The 15,516-nt window shown below is 69.4% G+C and carries 17 protein-coding genes and 1 pseudogene; 8 read left to right on the top strand and 10 right to left on the bottom strand.

Features of this window, described 5'->3' with window-relative positions; genetic code table 11:
- Positions 1–15: 15 nt before the first annotated feature.
- Positions 16–882, top strand: a complete 867-nt coding sequence (locus ASC76_RS13790) for a fumarylacetoacetate hydrolase family protein (protein ID WP_056466684.1) — start codon at positions 16–18, stop codon at positions 880–882.
- 8 nt (positions 883–890) lie between these two features.
- Positions 891–2,420 (top strand): UxaA family hydrolase, encoded by a 1,530-nt coding sequence (locus ASC76_RS13795; RefSeq protein ID WP_056466688.1) that lies wholly within the window; start codon positions 891–893, stop codon positions 2,418–2,420.
- A 6-nt stretch (positions 2,421–2,426) separates the two neighbouring features.
- Here ASC76_RS13795 and ASC76_RS25735 read toward each other — a convergent pair whose 3' ends face one another.
- Both ASC76_RS25735 and ASC76_RS13800 read right to left on the bottom strand, forming a co-directional pair.
- A complete protein-coding gene (locus ASC76_RS25735; RefSeq protein WP_162247119.1) occupies positions 2,427–2,570 on the bottom strand; it encodes a hypothetical protein in 144 nt (47 codons plus the stop codon).
- Positions 2,571–2,678: 108 nt separating this feature from the next.
- On the bottom strand, positions 2,679–2,885 hold the full coding sequence (locus ASC76_RS13800) for a hypothetical protein (protein WP_056466691.1): 207 nt from the start codon (positions 2,883–2,885) through the stop codon (positions 2,679–2,681).
- An 89-nt stretch (positions 2,886–2,974) separates the two neighbouring features.
- Between ASC76_RS13800 and ASC76_RS13805 the strand changes: the two genes are divergently transcribed.
- Complete coding sequence (locus tag ASC76_RS13805) at positions 2,975–3,931, top strand: complex I NDUFA9 subunit family protein (protein WP_056466693.1); 957 nt, start codon at positions 2,975–2,977, stop codon at positions 3,929–3,931.
- A gap of 102 nt (positions 3,932–4,033) precedes the next feature.
- On the opposite strand, the pseudogene ASC76_RS26605 reads toward ASC76_RS13805, so the two are convergent.
- Positions 4,034–4,855: pseudogene (locus ASC76_RS26605) on the bottom strand (Ivy family c-type lysozyme inhibitor); the annotation flags it as partial.
- Positions 4,856–4,912: 57 nt separating this feature from the next.
- On the opposite strand from ASC76_RS26605, the gene ASC76_RS25365 reads away from it, so the two are divergent.
- On the top strand, positions 4,913–5,209 hold the full coding sequence (locus ASC76_RS25365; RefSeq protein ID WP_056466696.1) for a hypothetical protein: 297 nt from the start codon (positions 4,913–4,915) through the stop codon (positions 5,207–5,209).
- On the top strand, positions 5,206–5,598 hold the full coding sequence (locus ASC76_RS25370; protein WP_235580429.1) for a hypothetical protein: 393 nt from the start codon (positions 5,206–5,208) through the stop codon (positions 5,596–5,598). Before ASC76_RS25365 ends, ASC76_RS25370 begins: the two co-directional genes overlap by 4 nt.
- A gap of 18 nt (positions 5,599–5,616) precedes the next feature.
- Here ASC76_RS25370 and ASC76_RS13820 read toward each other — a convergent pair whose 3' ends face one another.
- The 3 genes from ASC76_RS13820 to ASC76_RS13830 are packed head-to-tail and all read right to left on the bottom strand — an operon-like array spanning position 5,617 to position 8,619.
- Positions 5,617–6,939, bottom strand: coding sequence for a TRAP transporter large permease (locus ASC76_RS13820; RefSeq protein ID WP_056466698.1), 1,323 nt, complete (start codon positions 6,937–6,939; stop codon positions 5,617–5,619).
- Positions 6,936–7,583: a TRAP transporter small permease gene (locus ASC76_RS13825; protein WP_200947163.1), complete on the bottom strand. Its 648-nt coding sequence runs from the start codon at positions 7,581–7,583 to the stop codon at positions 6,936–6,938. Before ASC76_RS13825 ends, ASC76_RS13820 begins: the two co-directional genes overlap by 4 nt.
- 13 nt (positions 7,584–7,596) lie before the next feature.
- The gene (locus tag ASC76_RS13830; protein WP_082549192.1) at positions 7,597–8,619 is read right to left on the bottom strand and encodes a TRAP transporter substrate-binding protein; all 1,023 of its coding nucleotides are present in this window, start codon (positions 8,617–8,619) and stop codon (positions 7,597–7,599) included.
- A gap of 136 nt (positions 8,620–8,755) precedes the next feature.
- On the opposite strand from ASC76_RS13830, the gene ASC76_RS13835 reads away from it, so the two are divergent.
- Together ASC76_RS13835 and ASC76_RS13840 are read left to right on the top strand one after the other, a co-directional pair.
- Positions 8,756–10,732 (top strand): sensor histidine kinase, encoded by a 1,977-nt coding sequence (locus ASC76_RS13835; RefSeq protein WP_056466700.1) that lies wholly within the window; start codon positions 8,756–8,758, stop codon positions 10,730–10,732.
- The gene (locus tag ASC76_RS13840; protein WP_056466702.1) at positions 10,729–11,343 is read left to right on the top strand and encodes a response regulator transcription factor; all 615 of its coding nucleotides are present in this window, start codon (positions 10,729–10,731) and stop codon (positions 11,341–11,343) included. The genes ASC76_RS13835 and ASC76_RS13840 overlap by 4 nt, the downstream gene beginning before the upstream one ends.
- Positions 11,344–11,350: 7 nt before the next feature.
- On the opposite strand, the gene ASC76_RS13845 is transcribed toward ASC76_RS13840, so the two are convergent.
- Genes ASC76_RS13845 through ASC76_RS13855 form a run of 3 tightly spaced genes read right to left on the bottom strand, consistent with a single transcriptional unit; the run spans position 11,351 to position 14,267 of the window.
- Positions 11,351–12,790, bottom strand: a complete 1,440-nt coding sequence (locus tag ASC76_RS13845; RefSeq protein WP_056466705.1) for an NAD(P)(+) transhydrogenase (Re/Si-specific) subunit beta — start codon at positions 12,788–12,790, stop codon at positions 11,351–11,353.
- Entirely contained in the window at positions 12,787–13,113 is a 327-nt protein-coding gene (locus ASC76_RS13850) for an NAD(P) transhydrogenase subunit alpha (protein WP_056466709.1), read from the bottom strand. The genes ASC76_RS13845 and ASC76_RS13850 overlap by 4 nt, the downstream gene beginning before the upstream one ends.
- Before the next feature lie 11 nt (positions 13,114–13,124).
- On the bottom strand, positions 13,125–14,267 hold the full coding sequence (locus tag ASC76_RS13855; RefSeq protein WP_056466712.1) for a Re/Si-specific NAD(P)(+) transhydrogenase subunit alpha: 1,143 nt from the start codon (positions 14,265–14,267) through the stop codon (positions 13,125–13,127).
- 77 nt (positions 14,268–14,344) lie between these two features.
- Here ASC76_RS13855 and ASC76_RS13860 point away from each other — a divergent pair, with 77 nt between their 5' ends.
- Complete coding sequence (locus ASC76_RS13860; RefSeq protein WP_056466715.1) at positions 14,345–14,848, top strand: NUDIX hydrolase; 504 nt, start codon at positions 14,345–14,347, stop codon at positions 14,846–14,848.
- On the opposite strand, the gene ribB is transcribed toward ASC76_RS13860, so the two are convergent.
- The gene (gene ribB / locus ASC76_RS13865; RefSeq protein WP_056466718.1) at positions 14,838–15,494 is read right to left on the bottom strand and encodes a 3,4-dihydroxy-2-butanone-4-phosphate synthase; all 657 of its coding nucleotides are present in this window, start codon (positions 15,492–15,494) and stop codon (positions 14,838–14,840) included. The genes ASC76_RS13860 and ribB overlap by 11 nt on opposite strands.
- Positions 15,495–15,516 lie beyond the last annotated feature (22 nt).

Genomic DNA, 15,516 nt, shown 5'->3' on the forward strand with positions numbered 1-15,516 from the left:
CACAAGGAAGCGAAAATGAAACTGATGCGATACGGCGCCAAGGGCGCGGAGAAGCCCGCGGCGGTCGACGCCCAGGGCGTGGTGCGCGACCTGTCCAGCGAACTCGTGGACATCACCGCCCACACGCTGACGCCGCACGGCCTGCAGCGCCTGCGCGAGATCAACCTCGCGTCGCTGCCCGAGGTGAGCAACCCGGGCCGCATCGCGGTGCCGTGGTCGGGCATGCAGAAGTTCATCTGCGTCGGCCTGAACTATGCCGACCACGCTGCCGAATCGAACCTGCCGGTGCCGGCCGAGCCGGTGCTGTTCACCAAGCAGATCAGCGCACTGATGGGGCCGAACGACCCGGTCGTGATCCCGAAGGGCTCGGTCAAGACCGACTGGGAGGTGGAGCTCGGCGTCGTCATCGGCACCAAGGCGCGCTACGTCAGCGAGGCCGACGCGCTGAAGTACGTGGCCGGCTATTGCGTCGTCAACGACATCTCCGAGCGCGAATACCAGATCGAGCGCGGCGGCACCTGGGACAAGGGCAAGGGCTGCGACACCTTCGGCCCGGTCGGCCCGTGGATGGTCACGGCCGACGAGGTGCCCGATCCGCAGGCGCTGTCGATGTGGCTCGAAGTCAACGGCAAGAAGGTGCAGAACGGCAGCACCAAGACGATGGTCTTCGGCGTGGCGCATCTCGTGAGCTACATCAGCCGCTTCATGACGCTGATGCCCGGCGACCTGATCAGCACCGGCACGCCGCCAGGCGTCGGCATGGGCCAGAAGCCCAGCCCGTGGTACCTGAAGGCCGGCGACACGATGAAGCTCGGCATCGAGGGCCTGGGCCAGCAGGACCAGACCGTCCACGCCTGGGACCCGGCGCTGATCGACAACTAGGACCGGCCATGAGCGACCCCTCGATCATCCGCATCCACCCGGCCGACGACGTCGTGATCGCACGGCAGCAGCTCGTCGGCGGCACGGTGCTGGCGAGCGAGGGCGTCACCGTGATCGGCCTGGTGCCGCCGGGCCACAAGATCGCGGTGCGCGCGATCGCGGCCGGCGCGCCGGTGCGGCGCTACAACCAGATCATCGGCACCGCGAAGCAGCCGATCGCGGCCGGCCAGCACGTGCACACGCACAACCTCGAATTCAGCAGCTTCGCGCGCGACTACGCGGCCAGCACCGGCACGCACTCGACCGCGTATGTCGACACACCGGCCACCTTCATGGGCATCCGGCGCGCCGACGGCCGCATCGCGACGCGCAACTACATCGGCGTGCTGACCTCGGTGAACTGCTCGGCGACGGTCGCACGCGCGATCGCCGACCACTTCCGGCGCGACATCCACCCCGAGGCGCTCGCCAAGTACCCGAACGTCGACGGCGTGATCGCGCTGACCCACGGCGCCGGCTGCGCGACCGACAGCGCCGGCGAACCGCTGCAGATCCTGCGGCGCACGCTCGGCGGCTACGCGAAACATGCGAACTTCGCCGCGATCCTGGTCGTCGGCCTGGGCTGCGAGACCAACCAGATCTCGGGCCTGATGGAGCAGGAGAGCCTCGCGACCGGCACCCAGTTCCACACCTTCAACATCCAGGAGACCGGCGGCACCGCGAAGACGGTGGCGCACGGCATCGAGCTGGTGCAGTGGCTGCTCGAAGAAGCCAACCGCGTGCAGCGCGAGCCGGTCAGCGCCGCGCACATCACGGTCGGGCTGCAGTGCGGTGGCAGCGACGGCTACTCGGGCATCAGCGCGAACCCGGCGCTCGGCGCCGCGGTGGACCGGCTGGTGCGGCACGGCGGCACCGCGATCCTGTCGGAGACGCCCGAGATCTACGGCGGCGAGCACCTGCTGACGCGCCGCGCGGTCACCCCGGCCATCGCCGACAAGCTGATCGCGCGCATCAAGTGGTGGGAGCAATACACCTCGCGCAACGACCAGGAGATGGACAACAACCCGTCGGCCGGCAACAAGGCCGGCGGCCTGACGACCATCCTCGAGAAGAGCCTCGGCGCGATCGCGAAGAGCGGCACCACCAACCTGACCGACGTGTTCGAGTACGCGCAGCCGGTCACGACCAAGGGCCTGGTCTTCATGGACACGCCCGGCTACGACCCGGTGAGCGCGACCGGCCAGGTGGCGGGCGGCGCGAACCTGATCTGCTTCACCACCGGCCGCGGCTCCGCCTACGGCTGCGCACCGTCACCGTCGCTCAAGCTCAGCACGAACACCGCGCTGTGGGTCAAGCAGGAAGACGACATCGACATCAACTGCGGCGAGGTGATCGACGGCAGCGCCAGCATCGACGAGATGGGCGAACGCATCTTCCAGCTGATGCTGCGCACCGCGTCCGGCGCAAAGACCAAGAGCGAGGTCCACGGCTACGGCCAGAACGAGTTCGTGCCGTGGGCGCTGGGGGCGGTGATGTAGGGCTGCTCAGCGCTTCGCGCGCAGGCGCAGCAGCAGCTTCAAATATTCCAGCCGCGCATGCATCTCGGCGAGTTCATTGCGCAGCACGAGCCACGAGCGGATGCGCTGGTCGTCGGCCGACGCGCGTCGAGAGGGCATGGGGGTGTTCATCGGTTCGCGCCACGAGTTCAAATGTGAACCGATGGTCGCGAACGCGGGGTTCCTGGTCAACCCCGCGTTCCGGGTGCGCGCCGGTCGCCGCGCACCGCCGCCGGCGCGTCAGTTGCGCGTGCGGGTCTTGCTTTCCGCCGGCACGCGACGGGCCACGCGGGTGCCGTCCGCGCCGACGGCGCTGCCGACGACGAACGCATGCGGTTCGCTCCAGCCATTGGAGGACTTGCCATAGACCAGGTCCGTGGTGCGGATGCGGCCTTCGGTGAGTTGCACATAGCCTTGGGGCAGGTTCGGTTGATCGTTTCCGGTCATGGGACAGTTCGAGTGAGTGAAGGGGTGATTGTCCCGCACATCGGGCCGGCTTCCGCAGGCATCATCCGACGGTACTTCGAAGGCGTGAGATGAACGATCGAATCCTTCTGCTCGGCGGCACCGGTTTCGTCGGCCGGCAGCTGTGCAGCGCTCTGGTCGAGCGCTGCGGCGGTGCGGCCGCCGACCTGCTCGTGCCCAGCAGGCATCCGGAGCGCGCCAAGCACCTGCAATCGCTGCCGACCGTGCGGCTCAGCGCGGCGGACGTGCACGACGAGGCGCAGCTGACCGCGCTGCTGCGCGGCCGCGACGCGGTCGTCAACCTCGTCGCGATCCTGCACGGCAGCGACGCGGCGTTCGAACGCACCCATGTGGAACTGCCACGCAAGCTCGTGCGGGCCTGCGCCGCCGCGGGCGTGCGGCGCGTGGTGCATGTCAGCGCGCTCGGCGTCGGGCCGAACGCGCCGAGCCGCTACCTGCGCTCGAAGACCGCCGGCGAGGCGGTGCTGCGCGCCGCCGGACTCGATCTGACCGTGCTGCGCCCGTCGGTGATCTTCGGCGCGCACGACCACTTCCTGAACCTGTTCGCGCGGCTGCAGTCGGTGTTCCCGGTGATGCCGCTGGCGGGCGCGCAGGCACGCTTCCAGCCGGTGTGGGTGGGCGACGTGGCCGGCGCGATCGCCCGGGCGCTGGTCGACGATGCGACGATCGGCTCGACTTACGAGTGTGCAGGGCCGCAGGTGTACACGCTGCAGCAGCTCGTCGAAGCGGCGGGCCGTTGGTCGGGCCATCCGCGCCCGGTGATCGGCCTGCCGGCGGCACTGGGTCGGCTGCAGGCCCTGGCGATGGAACTGCTGCCGGGCGAGCCGCTGATGTCGCGCGACAACCTCGCGTCGATGCAGGTGCCGAACGTCGCCACCGGCCAGTTGCCGGGGCTGGCGGCGCTGGGCATCACGCCGGCGTCGCTGGACAGCGTGGCGCCCACTTACCTGTCGCCGGGGCGCGGCCCGGCCCGCCTCGACGCGTGGCGGGCGCGACGCGGCCGGTGACCCGTCCTCACTTCTGGCGCCACTCCGATTGCCAGAGGCGCTCGAATTGCCCCGCCTGCGTCGGGGCAGGCGACCCGACCAGCGTTTCGCCCCCTTCTGCTGAACGAGGCCGATCACCTGCTGCTGCGCCGCGGAATAGAGGAAGACCGCGTTGTGGTCGTAGCAGTCGTGTGCCTTGCAGATCGCGATGACGACGTAGGGAACGCCCCCGACGCGCAGTTCCCGCGTCTCCGGCGCCGGGCCCTCGAGACGCGCCAGCCAGCGCTCACCGGCGCGCGGCCCCAGCGCTCGCAGGTAGGCGCGCTTGAACGCCGGATCGGCGGCGAGGCTGCCGAGTGCGGGCACTGCGCCCGGTGCCGGCGCGGCACGCTGCGACGGCAGCGCGGCGGGTCCGGGCAGCGCCGGGGCGGGCGGCCGGGCCGCGGCTTCGCAACGCCGGTACTTCGGCGACGTCAGCGCCCGGCCGAGTGCGGCGGCGATCTTGGGATCCGCCTCGATCCGGATGTACGGGCCCGCACGGTCGGCATAGACCATGAAAGTCAGCTGCTGGCCACCGCGGACCTCGCTGATCAGCGCGACCTGGAAATCCTTGGGCGGCGGGCTGTTGCCGAAATAGCTGTACGCGCTCATGGCGTTGCGACCGGTCATGCGCTGGTTGCCCTGTTCGACGGCGAGCGCACCGGCCTGCACTTGCAGCCGCGGCGTGCCCGGCCGGCCGCAGTCGACGGCGTAGCTGCCGGCGTAGCGCTTGAGCGTGTCCGCATCGATCGGCTGTGCCGTCGCGGCGAGGCAGGCGGACATCGCCAGCGCGGTCGCGATGACATGGCGAAGGAGGGTCGGTGTCGGCATGTCGCTTCTCCCCGGCAACGCAAAGCTTCGGCGAGCGTAGTACAAGATGGCCTCGCCGCGCGAAAACCTTGACATCCGGTCGCGCGCCCGCCGTTCGATAATGGCCTGACCTGCCGTTCTGCCGCCCACGTCATGTTCGAAGGAATCCTCGCCGCGATCGTCCTGGCCGTCTGCGCCGTGCTGATGCTGCGCCTGGTGCTCAGCGCGCCGCGGCGCTACCGCTTCGACATGGCAATGCGCCGGGCCTGGCTGCCGGTTCGGCGCTTCGGGCTGTGGGTCTGGAACTGGCGCGCGGCCCGGCGCGATGCGCAGCGCGCGCGCGAGGCCGCGGCCGAGGCGATCGAGCGCGCGCGCAACCGCGGCAACTGGGACGGCAACGTCTACACCCCGAAGTCGTTCCGCAAGCCGCCGCGCGACAAGATGCATTGAGCCGCGCCCGCCCGCCCCTGTCCGCGTCGAAGGCGGACGCCGAGCGCCGGCCCGAGCACTGGTCGGCCGACGCCGGCCACCGAGACGTCGTCAAGCTCGACATCCCGGCCGACGCCGCACGCGAGCGCCGCTTCGAGATCTACGTGCGGCTGGTGGCCGCGAACCCGGCGGCGCGCCCCGGCGCGACCCACGCGTTGCGCGTGCTGGTGGACGGCGCACTTGAGTGGGAGCGCAGCGCGAGCACCCCGGGCGACGGCCCCGATTCGCTCGACCTGCGCCTGGCGCGCACCGTGCCGGTGGGCCGGCCGCTGCGCCTGAACGCGACCTGCGCGGTGCGCGGCGGCGCCCAGCGGGTGGCGCTGTCGATCACCGCCGACGAGGAGCCGTAGCGCCCGCGGCCGCGCCGCTCACCTCATCATCAGGTGCGGCAACCACAGGGACAGCGTCGGCCAGTAGGTCACCAGCACCAGGAACGCAATCATCGTCAGCAGCCACGGCCCGACCGCGACCGTCAGCTCGGTGATGCCCATCTTGGTGATGCCCGAGGCGACGTACAGGTTCAGCCCGACCGGCGGGTGGCACAGACCGACCTCCATGTTGACCGCCATCAGGATGCCGAAGTGCACCGGGTCGACGCCGAGCTTGACCGCCACCGGGAACAGGATCGGCGCCATGATCAGCACGATCGCCGCCGGGTCCATGAAATTGCCCGCGGCCAGCAGGATCACGTTGACGAGTAGCAGGAACACGACGAGGCCGAAACCCTGGCTCGTCATCCAGGCCGCCATCGCCTGCGGGATCTGCTCGCTGGTCATCAGGAAGCTGAACAGTACCGCGTTCGTGATGATGTAGAGCAGCATCGAGCTCATCGCCGCGGCGCCGAGCAGCGACTTCGGCACTTCGCTGAGCTTCAGGTCCTTGTAGACGAACACCGAGATGAAGAAGGCGTAGACCGCCGCCATCGCCGCCGCCTCGGTCGGCGTGAACATGCCGCTGTAGATGCCGCCGATCACGACGACGATCAGCAGCAGCCCCCACATGCTCTCGCGGAAGGCGCGCCAGCGCTCGCCCCAGGTCGCCTTCGGCATGCGCGGGTAGTCGAACTTCTTGGCGCGCCACCAGGTCGTGACGCCGAGCAGGAAGGACAGGCACAGCCCGGGCACCACGCCGGCCAGGAACAGCTGGCCGACCGAGGCCGAGCTGACCGGCTCGCCGTTCGGCCCGGTCGCATTCATGCCGGCGGTGGCGATCGCGTACATCACCAGGTTGATCGACGGCGGAAACAGGATGCCCAACGCCCCCGAGGTCGTGATCACGCCGGCGCCGAAGCGCTTGGGGTAGCCGGCCTTCACCATCGCCGGCAGCATGATCGAGCCGACCGCGACGACGGTGGCGACCGACGAGCCCGAGATCGCCGCGAACAGCGCGCAGGCCATCACGCCCGCCAGCCCCATGCCGCCGTACCAGTGGCCGATCATCGAGGTGCAGAAGTTGATCATCCGCTTGGCGACCCCGCCATGCGTCAGGAAGTTGCCGGCGAGGATGAAGAACGGGATCGCCATGACCTCGAACTTCTCGATCCCGGTGAACAGCTTCAGCGCGACCGATTCGATCGGCACCTGCGTCAGCGTGAACAGGAAGGTCAGCACCGTCAGGCCGAGCGAGATGCTGATCGGCATGCCGGTCAGCATCAGCGCCAGCAGCAGCACGAAGATGATGAGCGTGTTCATCGCTTGTCGCTCCCTTGCGCGGCGGCCGACGTGGGGCCGGTCGCGACGAGCACGTCGAGCTCTGCCTCGTCGACGCCCTTCACGCCGTGGTCGGCGTGCGGCACTTCACCGGTCTTCCAGAACGCCCAGGCGACCTGCAGGAAGCGGAAGCACATCAGGTACGAGCCCAGCGGCACGCACGAGTACGGGATCCAGGTCGGCACTTCGAGGTCCGGCGAGGTCGGCCCCTCGGGCAGATCGCCCACGTCCATGCCCAGCCAGTTGTGCAGCAGCGCGTAGTGGAAGCCGTTCTCCCAGACGAAGCGCGCGCCCAGCGTGCCGACGATGCCGGTGAACAGCGCGCCCGCCAGCAGCCCGAACATGATCAGGTAGCGCGCCTTGCTCTTCGGCAGCGCCCGCACCACCACGTCGACGCCGACGTGCGTGCCGTGCCGCACGCCGTACGCCGCCCCGAACTTGGCCATCCAGACGAACATGTAGATGCACAGTTCCTGCGCCCAGCTGACGTTCATCCGGATGGTGTAGTCCTGGATGACCGGCACGCCGGAGGCGAAGCGGTGCAGCACCGCGAGGAAGATCACGAGGGTGGCCGCACCCATCAGGAAGGTGATCAGCCATTCCTCCAGGTGATCGAGGGCACGCAGGACCACGACGCGGTCACTTCGGCGCGACGAAACCCGACGCCGCGTAGACGGCGTCGATCGTCGCCTTGCCCAGGCGCGCTTCCATCTCCTTGTGGACCGGCATCAGCGCCTTCTTCCACTCGTTGCTCTCTTCCGGCGTCAGCGTGTAGATCGTGGTCTTGCCGCTGGCGCGCATCTTCTCGAGGTCCTCGACGTTCTCCTTCGACGCCATCTGGTTGGCGAACGCGGTCGCCTCCTTGAGCGCGCCTTCGAGCGTGGTGCGGATGTCGGCGGGCAGACCCTCCCAGAACTTCTTGTTGACGATCACGGCATAGGCCAGGTGGCCGTGGTTCGAGATCGTCGTGTGCTTCTGCACCTCGTAGGTCTTCTGGGTGTAGAAGTTCGACGGCACGCCTTCGCAACCGTCGACCACGCCCGACTGCAGCGCCTGGTACAGCTCGCTGAACGCCATGACCTGCGGGATCGCGCCGAGCGCGCGCATCTCGGCGTCGAGCACCTTGCTCGACTGGATGCGCATCTTCAGGCCCTTGAAGTCGGCGACCTTGTGCAGCGGCCTGTTGGCCGACATGATGTGGAAGCCGTTGTCCCAGTACGCCAGGCCCTTGATGCCCTTGGGCTCGAGCTTCTTGAACAGGCCGGCACCGACCGGCCCGTCGGTCACGGCGCGGAACGCGGCCTCGTCCTTGAAGATGAAGGGCAGGTCGAACACCTCGAATTCCTTCACCCCGAGCGGGCCGAACTTGGCGAGCGAGGGCGCGAGCATCTGCACCGATCCGAGCTGCAGCGCCTCCATCTCCTCCTTGTCCTTGTAGAGCTGGCTGTTCGGGTAGACCTCGACCTTGACCTTGCCGCCGGTACGCGACTCGGCGAGCTCCTTGAACTTCAGCGCGCCGTTGCCCTTGGGTGTGTCGGGCGCGACGACGTGGCTGAACTTGATGACGATCGGCGCCTGCGCGCGCACGACGGCGGGCAGCGCGAGGGAGGCGGCGGTCGCGGCGGCGGCGCCGAGCACGAGGCGGCGTGAAGGGTGGCTCATCAGCTTGTCTCCGGTCTTGGAATGGAAATCTGCGCCGCGATTCTGCGAGCCGGAGCCGGGGTCGCGACATTGTGGAGTTCCACATTTCGGCGGCGCGCGCGGCACCTGGCGCAGGGCACGTCCTAGACTTCCGGCCATGTCCTCGCACCGCCTCGTCACCGCGCCGCCGCGGCCGCTGCTGGCGCTGCCGCCGCGCCCGGCGCTGCGGCGCGGACTGTGGGCGCTGCCGCTGCTGATTTCGCTGGCGTTCGTCGCCGCGGTGCTGCTGTGGCTGCGCGCGGACGAACACGCCGAGCTCGAGCGCCAGCGCACCGAGCTGATCTCGGATGCACTGTCGCTGCAAGCGCAGGTGAGCGCCCGCATCGAGCACGAGAGTGCGCTGCTGGCCGCGTTCGCCGCGGCGCTGGAAGCGCGGCAACTCTCGCCCGCCGCCTTCGCAGCCGCACCCGAGGTGCAGCAGGGCCTGCGCCGGTTCTGGGTCGCTCTGACTTGGCTCGACGCCGGCAACCGCATCGTCGCGCATGTGCCGGATCTGGCGCCGCGGCCCGATCTGCCGAGCCTGGTCGCGACCGGCCTGAGCGCGCACCTGCGGGTGCCGCTGGCCTCCGGCGGCGCGCTGGTGGCGCGCTACTCGCCGACCGACATGCTGCGCCAGAACGTGCCGTGGTGGCTGGCCCGCAAGTACGACGTGCGCCTGGTCGACAGCTTCGGCGACGTGATCGCCTCGACCACCGACAACCGCGACCTCGGCGACCGGCAGTTCCACCGCACCAGCCTGGAGCCGACGCTGAGCGATGCCTACCTCGAGCTGATCGCGCGCGACCGCGTCACGCCGTGGTACCGCAGCCTGCCGGTGGCGATGGTCGCCGGCTTCCTGGTGCTGATCGGCGCGATCACGGCGCTGCTGCGGCGCCAGGTGCACGACGTGTCGCGCGCCGAAGCGGCCTGGCGCACCGAGGCGGCGTGGCGCGGCGCGATGGAGGATTCGCTGACCGTCGGCCTGCGCGCCCGCGACCTCGACGGGCGCATCCTGTACGTCAACCGCGCGTTCGCCGACATGGTGGGTTACGGCGCCGACGAGCTGAACGGCCTGCGCCCGCCGATGCCCTACTGGCCGCCCGACGCGCTGGACGAGTCGATGCAGCGCCACCGCCGCAACATGGCCGGCGACGCGCCGCGCGGCGGCTACGAGGCGCGCTGGCGGCACCGCGACGGGCGCCCGATCGACATCATCCTGTTCGAGGCGCCGCTGGTCGACGCCAGCGGCCGGCACATCGGCTGGATGGGTTCGGTGCTCGAGATCACCGAACGCAAGCGGCTCGAGGAGCGCGAGCGCCGCCAGACCGACACGATGGCGCACCACGCGCGCCTGACGATGCTGGGCGAGATCGCCTCGACGCTCGCCCACGAGCTGAACCAGCCGCTCAGCGCGATCTCGAGCTACAACGCCGGCGTGATGAACTCGCTGCAGCGGGCCGCGCCCGAGGCAGCGCCCGTCGACCCCACCGTGTTGCGTGCCCTGCAGCGGCTGGGCGAACAGGCCGCGCACGCCGGGCGCATCGTGCAGCGGATCCGCCAGTTCCTGACGCGGCGCGAGCCGCAGCTCGAGACCTGCTCGTTGAACGCCATCGTGCAGGGCGGGGTCGACCTGCTGCGGCGCGAGATCGCGCGCCAGCAGGTGCAGATCACGCTGACCTTGCAGCCGGAGCTCGCGCCGGCCGTCGCGGATGCGGTGCTGATCGAGCAGGTCGTGATCAACCTGGTGCGCAATGCGGTCGATGCGCTCGCGGCCCAGCCCGTCGATCCGGAACGCCCGCGCCGCATCGAGGCCTGCACGTTGCAGACGCCGGATCGCCGATTCGTGCGCATCGATGTGCGCGACAACGGCCCCGGCCTGCAGGGTCGTCGCATCGAGGCGCTGTGCGCGCCCTTCTACTCGACCAAGGTCGAAGGCATGGGCATGGGCCTGGCGATCTGCCGCTCGATCGTCGAGGCGCACCACGGCGCGTTCGACGCCACCGAGGCGCCGGGCGGCGGCGCGTGGTTCTCGATGACGCTGCCGGTGGATCTGCCGATGACCGAGCCCGCACCGGGCGCAAAGGCCCTGGCATGAGTGCGGTGTCGCGCGGCCAGGTCTACCTCGTCGACGACGAGGCCGCGGTGCGCGATGCGCTCGCCTTCCTGCTCGGCTCGCGCGGCCTCGCGGTGCGCAGCTTCGCCGGCGGTGCGGAACTGCTCGCGGCCGTCGACGCGACGCCGCGGCCGCTGGCCGGCGTGTTCGTGCTCGACGTGCGGATGGAGCCGATGTCGGGCCTGCGCGTGTTCGACGAGCTGGTCGCGCGGCGCCTGCGCAACCCGGTGCTGTTCCTGAGCGGACACGGCGACATCCCGATGGCAGTCGAGGCGCTGAAGAACGGCGCCTTCGATTTTCTCGAGAAGCCGTACAGCGACAACGCGCTGGCCGACCGCATCGAACAGGCCCTGGCGGTCGACACCGCGATGCACGCGACCGACGCCCGCAGCGCCGAGCGCAGTGCGCGGCTGGCGAGCCTGACCGAACGCGAGGCCGAGGTGATGCACCGCGTCGCCGCCGGCAAACTCAACAAGGTGATCGCCGACGAACTACACGTCTCGGTGCGCACGGTGGAGGTTCACCGCGCCCGCGTCTACGCCAAGCTGGGCGTGCGCTCGGCGGCCGAGGTGGCCACCGTGCTGGCCGGTTAAACCGGCGTTACTCGATCGCCTTGACCATGTCCTCGACGACCTTCTTCGCGTCGCCGAACACCATCATCGTCTTGTCCATGTAGAACAGCTCGTTGTCCAGGCCGGCGTAGCCCGCGGCCATCGAGCGCTTGTTGACGATGATGGTCTTGGCCTTGTAGGCCTCCAGGATCGGCATGCCGTAGATCGGGCTGCCCTTGGTGTGCGCGGCCGGGTTCACGACGTCGTTGGCGCCGAGGATGATCGCCACGTCGGCCTGGCCGAACTCGCCGTTGATGTCCTCCATCTCGAAGACCTGGTCGTACGGCACCTCGGCCTCGGCCAGCAGCACGTTCATGTGGCCCGGCATGCGGCCGGCGACCGGGTGGATCGCGTACTTCACCGTGATGCCCTTCTCGGTCAGCTTGGCCGCGAGTTCCTTCACCGCATGCTGCGCGCGCGCGACCGCCAGGCCGTAACCCGGCACGATCACCACCGTCTCGGCGTTGCCGAGCACGAAGGCCGCGTCGTCGGCGCTGCCGCTCTTGACCGGGCGCTGCTCGGCCTTGCCGCCGCCGGCCGTCGCCGCCTCGCCGCCGAAGCCGCCGAGGATCACGTTGAAGAACGAGCGGTTCATCGCCTTGCACATGATGTAGCTCAGGATCGCGCCCGAGCTGCCCACCAGCGAGCCGGCGATGATCAGCATCGCGTTGTTCAGCGAGAAGCCGATGCCGGCCGCCGCCCAGCCGGAGTAGCTGTTGAGCATCGAGACGACCACCGGCATGTCGGCGCCGCCGATCGGGATGATGATCAGCACGCCCAGCACGAACGCGATCGCCAGCAGCACGATGAAGTCGGTCCAGCTCTGGCTGTCGACGAAGCCGTAGATGAAGAACAGCAGCGCCAGGCCCAGCACCAGGTTCAGGATGTGCTGGCCCGGGAACTGCACCGGCGCGCCCTGGAACAGGCGGAACTTGTACTTGCCGCTGAGCTTGCCGAAGGCGATCACCGAGCCGCTGAAGGTGATCGCGCCGATCGCCGCGCCGAGCGCGAGCTCGAGGCGGTTGCCGGCCGGGATCGGGTCGAGCGCCTTGGCGACGATCGCGAACGCGTGCGGCTCGGCCACTGCCGAGATCGCGATGAACACCGCGGCCATGCCGATCATGCTGTGCATGAACGCGACCAGCTCGGGCATCTTGGTCATCTCGACCTTCTGCGCCATGTAGGCGCCGAGCGCGCCACCGGCGAGCAGGCCGACCAGTACCCAGGCCAGGCCGGCCACACCGCTGTGCCCGGCCTCGCCGGCAAGCTTGAAGATCAGCGCCGCGGTCGTCACGACCGCGATCGCCATGCCGGTCATGCCGAAGACGTTGCCGCGGATCGAGGTGGTCGGGTGGCTCAGGCCTTTGAGGGCCTGGATGAAGCAGACGCTGGCGATCAAATACATCAGCGTGACGAGGTTCATGCTCACTTGGAGCCCTCCTTCACGACGACCTTCTTGTCCTTCTTCTTGAACATCTCCAGCATTCGCCGCGTCACCAGGAAGCCGCCGAACACGTTGACCGCGGCGAGCGCGACCGCGAGCACGCCGAAGACCTTGCCGACGCCGCCTTCGGTGAGCGCCGCGGCGAGCATCGCGCCGACGATCACGATCGCCGAGATCGCGTTGGTGACCGCCATCAACGGCGTGTGCAGCGCGGGCGTGACGGTCCAGACGACGTGGTAGCCGACGTAGATCGCGAGCACGAAGATGATCAGGTTGGTGATCGTGTGGGAAACGATTTCGTGTTCCATGGTCCGCTTTCCTATTTCCGCTTCACTTCACCGGCCTGGGTCATCAGGCAGGCGGCGACGATGTCGTCGTCCATCGGCACGACGAAGCCGCCGTCCTTGGGCAGCACGAGCTTGAGGAAGTCGAGCACGTTGCGCGCGTACAGCGCGCTCGCGTCGGCCGCCACCAGCGCGGGCAGGTTGGTCTCGCCGACGATCGTGACGCCGTGCTTGACCACCGTCTTGTCGGCCTCGCTGAGCGGGCAGTTGCCGCCGGTCAGGCCACCGGCCAGGTCGGGGCCCTTGCCAGCGGCGATGTCGACGATCACCGAACCCGGCTTCATCGACTTGACCATGTCCTCGGTGATCAGCGTCGGCGCCGCGCGGCCCGGGATCAGCGCGGTGCTGATCACGATGTCGGCCGCGGCCACGCGCTTGGCGACCTCCACCTGCTGGCGCGCGAGCCAGCTCGGCGGCATCGGCTTGGCGTAGCCGCCGACGCCTTCGGCGGCTTCCTTCTCCTCCGGCGTGTCGTACGACACCTCGATAAACTTGCCACCGAGCGACTCGACCTGCTCCTTCACCGACGGGCGCACGTCGCTGGCCTCGATCACGGCGCCCAGGCGCTTGGCGGTCGCAATCGCCTGCAGCCCGGCCACGCCGACGCCCAGGATCACGACGCGCGCGGCCTTCACGGTGCCGGCCGCGGTCATCAGCATCGGGAAGAAGCGCTGGTACTTGTCGGCCGCGATCATCACGGCCTTGTAGCCGGCGATGTTGGCCTGGCTCGACAGCACGTCCATGCTCTGCGCCCGCGTGGTGCGCGGCGCGGCCTCGAGCGCGAAGCTGGTGATGCCGGCGCCGGCCAGCCGGTGCAGGCCGTCGCTGTCGAACGGGTTCAGCATGCCGACCAGGTTGGCGCCGGTCTTCATCTGCGACAGCTCGCTGTGCAGCGGCGCACGCACCTTCAGCACCAGATCGCAGCCGAACGCGCCACTGGCGTCGGTGATCTCGGCGCCGGCGGCCTCGTAGGCGGCGTCGGTCACGCTGGCGGCGACGCCGGCGCCCGACTGCACCCGGATCGTGTGGCCCTGCGCGACCAGCTTCTTCGCCGTTTCGGGCGTCACGGCCACGCGCGTTTCACCGACCGCCGTCTCCAGCGGAACTCCTATCAACATGGGTGCCTCCTCAGGCGCTTGGACTTCTGGATTTTGGCGGAGCTTACACAAGTCTCCGGCGTGGCTAAGATCGCCGCATGGCCGACCGCTGGAAACCGAGTGTCACCGTGGCTGCGATCATCGAGCGACGCGTCGGCGACACGCCGCAGTTCCTGTTGGTCGAGGAGCACACGCCCGAGGGTTTGAAGCTCAACAATCCGGCCGGCCACCTCGATCCCGAAGAGTCGCCCCAGGAGGGCGTGATCCGCGAGGTGCTGGAGGAGACGGGCTGCGTGTTCACGCCCGACCGCCTGATCGGCATCTACCTGTCGCGCTTCAAGCGCCCGGCGCGCGACGAGGACGTGACCTTCGTCCGCTTCGCCTTCGGCGGCCGCGTCGGCGCGCCCGACCCCGCGCGCCGCCTCGACGACGGCATCGTCCGCACCGTCTGGATGACGCTCGACCAATTGCGCGCGAGCCGCGCGCGCCACCGCAGCCCTCACGTGCTGGGCTGCGTCGAGGACTACCTGGCCGGCCGGCGGCTCCCGCTCGACGCGATCACCACCGACCGGACGGTCTACGACCCCGAGATCAAGCGCTGACCGGCGTGTCCTCGATCTCGCGCCGGTACGCGACCAGCTCCGCGATCGTCAACATCGGATAGCCATGCCGGCGCGAGAACGCGACGAGTTCGTCGCCGCGCATCATGCTGCCGTCTTCGTTCATCAGTTCGCACAGCACCGCGGCCGGTTGCAGCCCGGCCAGGCGCGCCAGTTCGACGGCGCCTTCGGTGTGACCGCGGCGTTCGAGCACGCCGCCGGGCGCGGCGCGCAGCGGGAACACGTGCCCGGGGCTGACGAGATCGGACGCTTGCGCGCCAGGGGCGATCGCGGTGCGGATCGTCGTGACGCGGTCGGCGGCGCTGACGCCGGTCGTCACGCCGTCGCGCGCCTCGATCGAGACCGTGAACGCGGTGCCGTAGCGGCTGCCGTTGTTCGCGACCATCGGCGGCAAGGCCAGGCGCTGCAGTTCGGCATCGCCCATGCACAGGCAGACGATGCCCGAGCACTCGCGGATCATCGTGGCCATCATCGGCACGGTGATCCGTTCGGCGGCGACGATCAGGTCGCCCTCGTTCTCGCGGTCGTCGTCGTCGAGCAGGACCACGGCGCGGCCGTGGCGGATGGCATCCAGCGCGATCCTCAGTCGAGGCGGCAGGGGGCGAGTGGAAGCAGAGAGTTGAGACATGGTTGAAACGCTCCTTGTGTCG

The sequence above is a fragment of the Rhizobacter sp. Root404 genome, from assembly GCF_001425865.1.
In the GTDB taxonomy this organism is placed as follows: Bacteria; Pseudomonadota; Gammaproteobacteria; order Burkholderiales; family Burkholderiaceae_C; genus LMDS01.

What these genes read in the sequence shown, in the direction of transcription:
- ASC76_RS13790 (WP_056466684.1), top strand. Translation starts at nt 16, where the DNA reads ATGAAACTGATGCGATACGGCGCCAAGGGCGCGGAGAAGCCCGCGGCG.
- ASC76_RS13795 (WP_056466688.1), top strand. Translation starts at nt 891, where the DNA reads ATGAGCGACCCCTCGATCATCCGCATCCACCCGGCCGACGACGTCGTG.
- ASC76_RS25735 (WP_162247119.1), bottom strand. Translation starts at nt 2,570, where the DNA reads ATGAACACCCCCATGCCCTCTCGACGCGCGTCGGCCGACGACCAGCGC.
- ASC76_RS13800 (WP_056466691.1), bottom strand. Translation starts at nt 2,885, where the DNA reads ATGACCGGAAACGATCAACCGAACCTGCCCCAAGGCTATGTGCAACTC.
- ASC76_RS13805 (WP_056466693.1), top strand. Translation starts at nt 2,975, where the DNA reads ATGAACGATCGAATCCTTCTGCTCGGCGGCACCGGTTTCGTCGGCCGG.
- ASC76_RS25365 (WP_056466696.1), top strand. Translation starts at nt 4,913, where the DNA reads ATGTTCGAAGGAATCCTCGCCGCGATCGTCCTGGCCGTCTGCGCCGTG.
- ASC76_RS13820 (WP_056466698.1), bottom strand. Translation starts at nt 6,939, where the DNA reads ATGAACACGCTCATCATCTTCGTGCTGCTGCTGGCGCTGATGCTGACC.
- ASC76_RS13830 (WP_082549192.1), bottom strand. Translation starts at nt 8,619, where the DNA reads ATGAGCCACCCTTCACGCCGCCTCGTGCTCGGCGCCGCCGCCGCGACC.
- ASC76_RS13835 (WP_056466700.1), top strand. Translation starts at nt 8,756, where the DNA reads ATGTCCTCGCACCGCCTCGTCACCGCGCCGCCGCGGCCGCTGCTGGCG.
- ASC76_RS13840 (WP_056466702.1), top strand. Translation starts at nt 10,729, where the DNA reads ATGAGTGCGGTGTCGCGCGGCCAGGTCTACCTCGTCGACGACGAGGCC.
- ASC76_RS13850 (WP_056466709.1), bottom strand. Translation starts at nt 13,113, where the DNA reads ATGGAACACGAAATCGTTTCCCACACGATCACCAACCTGATCATCTTC.
- ASC76_RS13855 (WP_056466712.1), bottom strand. Translation starts at nt 14,267, where the DNA reads ATGTTGATAGGAGTTCCGCTGGAGACGGCGGTCGGTGAAACGCGCGTG.
- ASC76_RS13860 (WP_056466715.1), top strand. Translation starts at nt 14,345, where the DNA reads ATGGCCGACCGCTGGAAACCGAGTGTCACCGTGGCTGCGATCATCGAG.
- ribB (WP_056466718.1), bottom strand. Translation starts at nt 15,494, where the DNA reads ATGTCTCAACTCTCTGCTTCCACTCGCCCCCTGCCGCCTCGACTGAGG.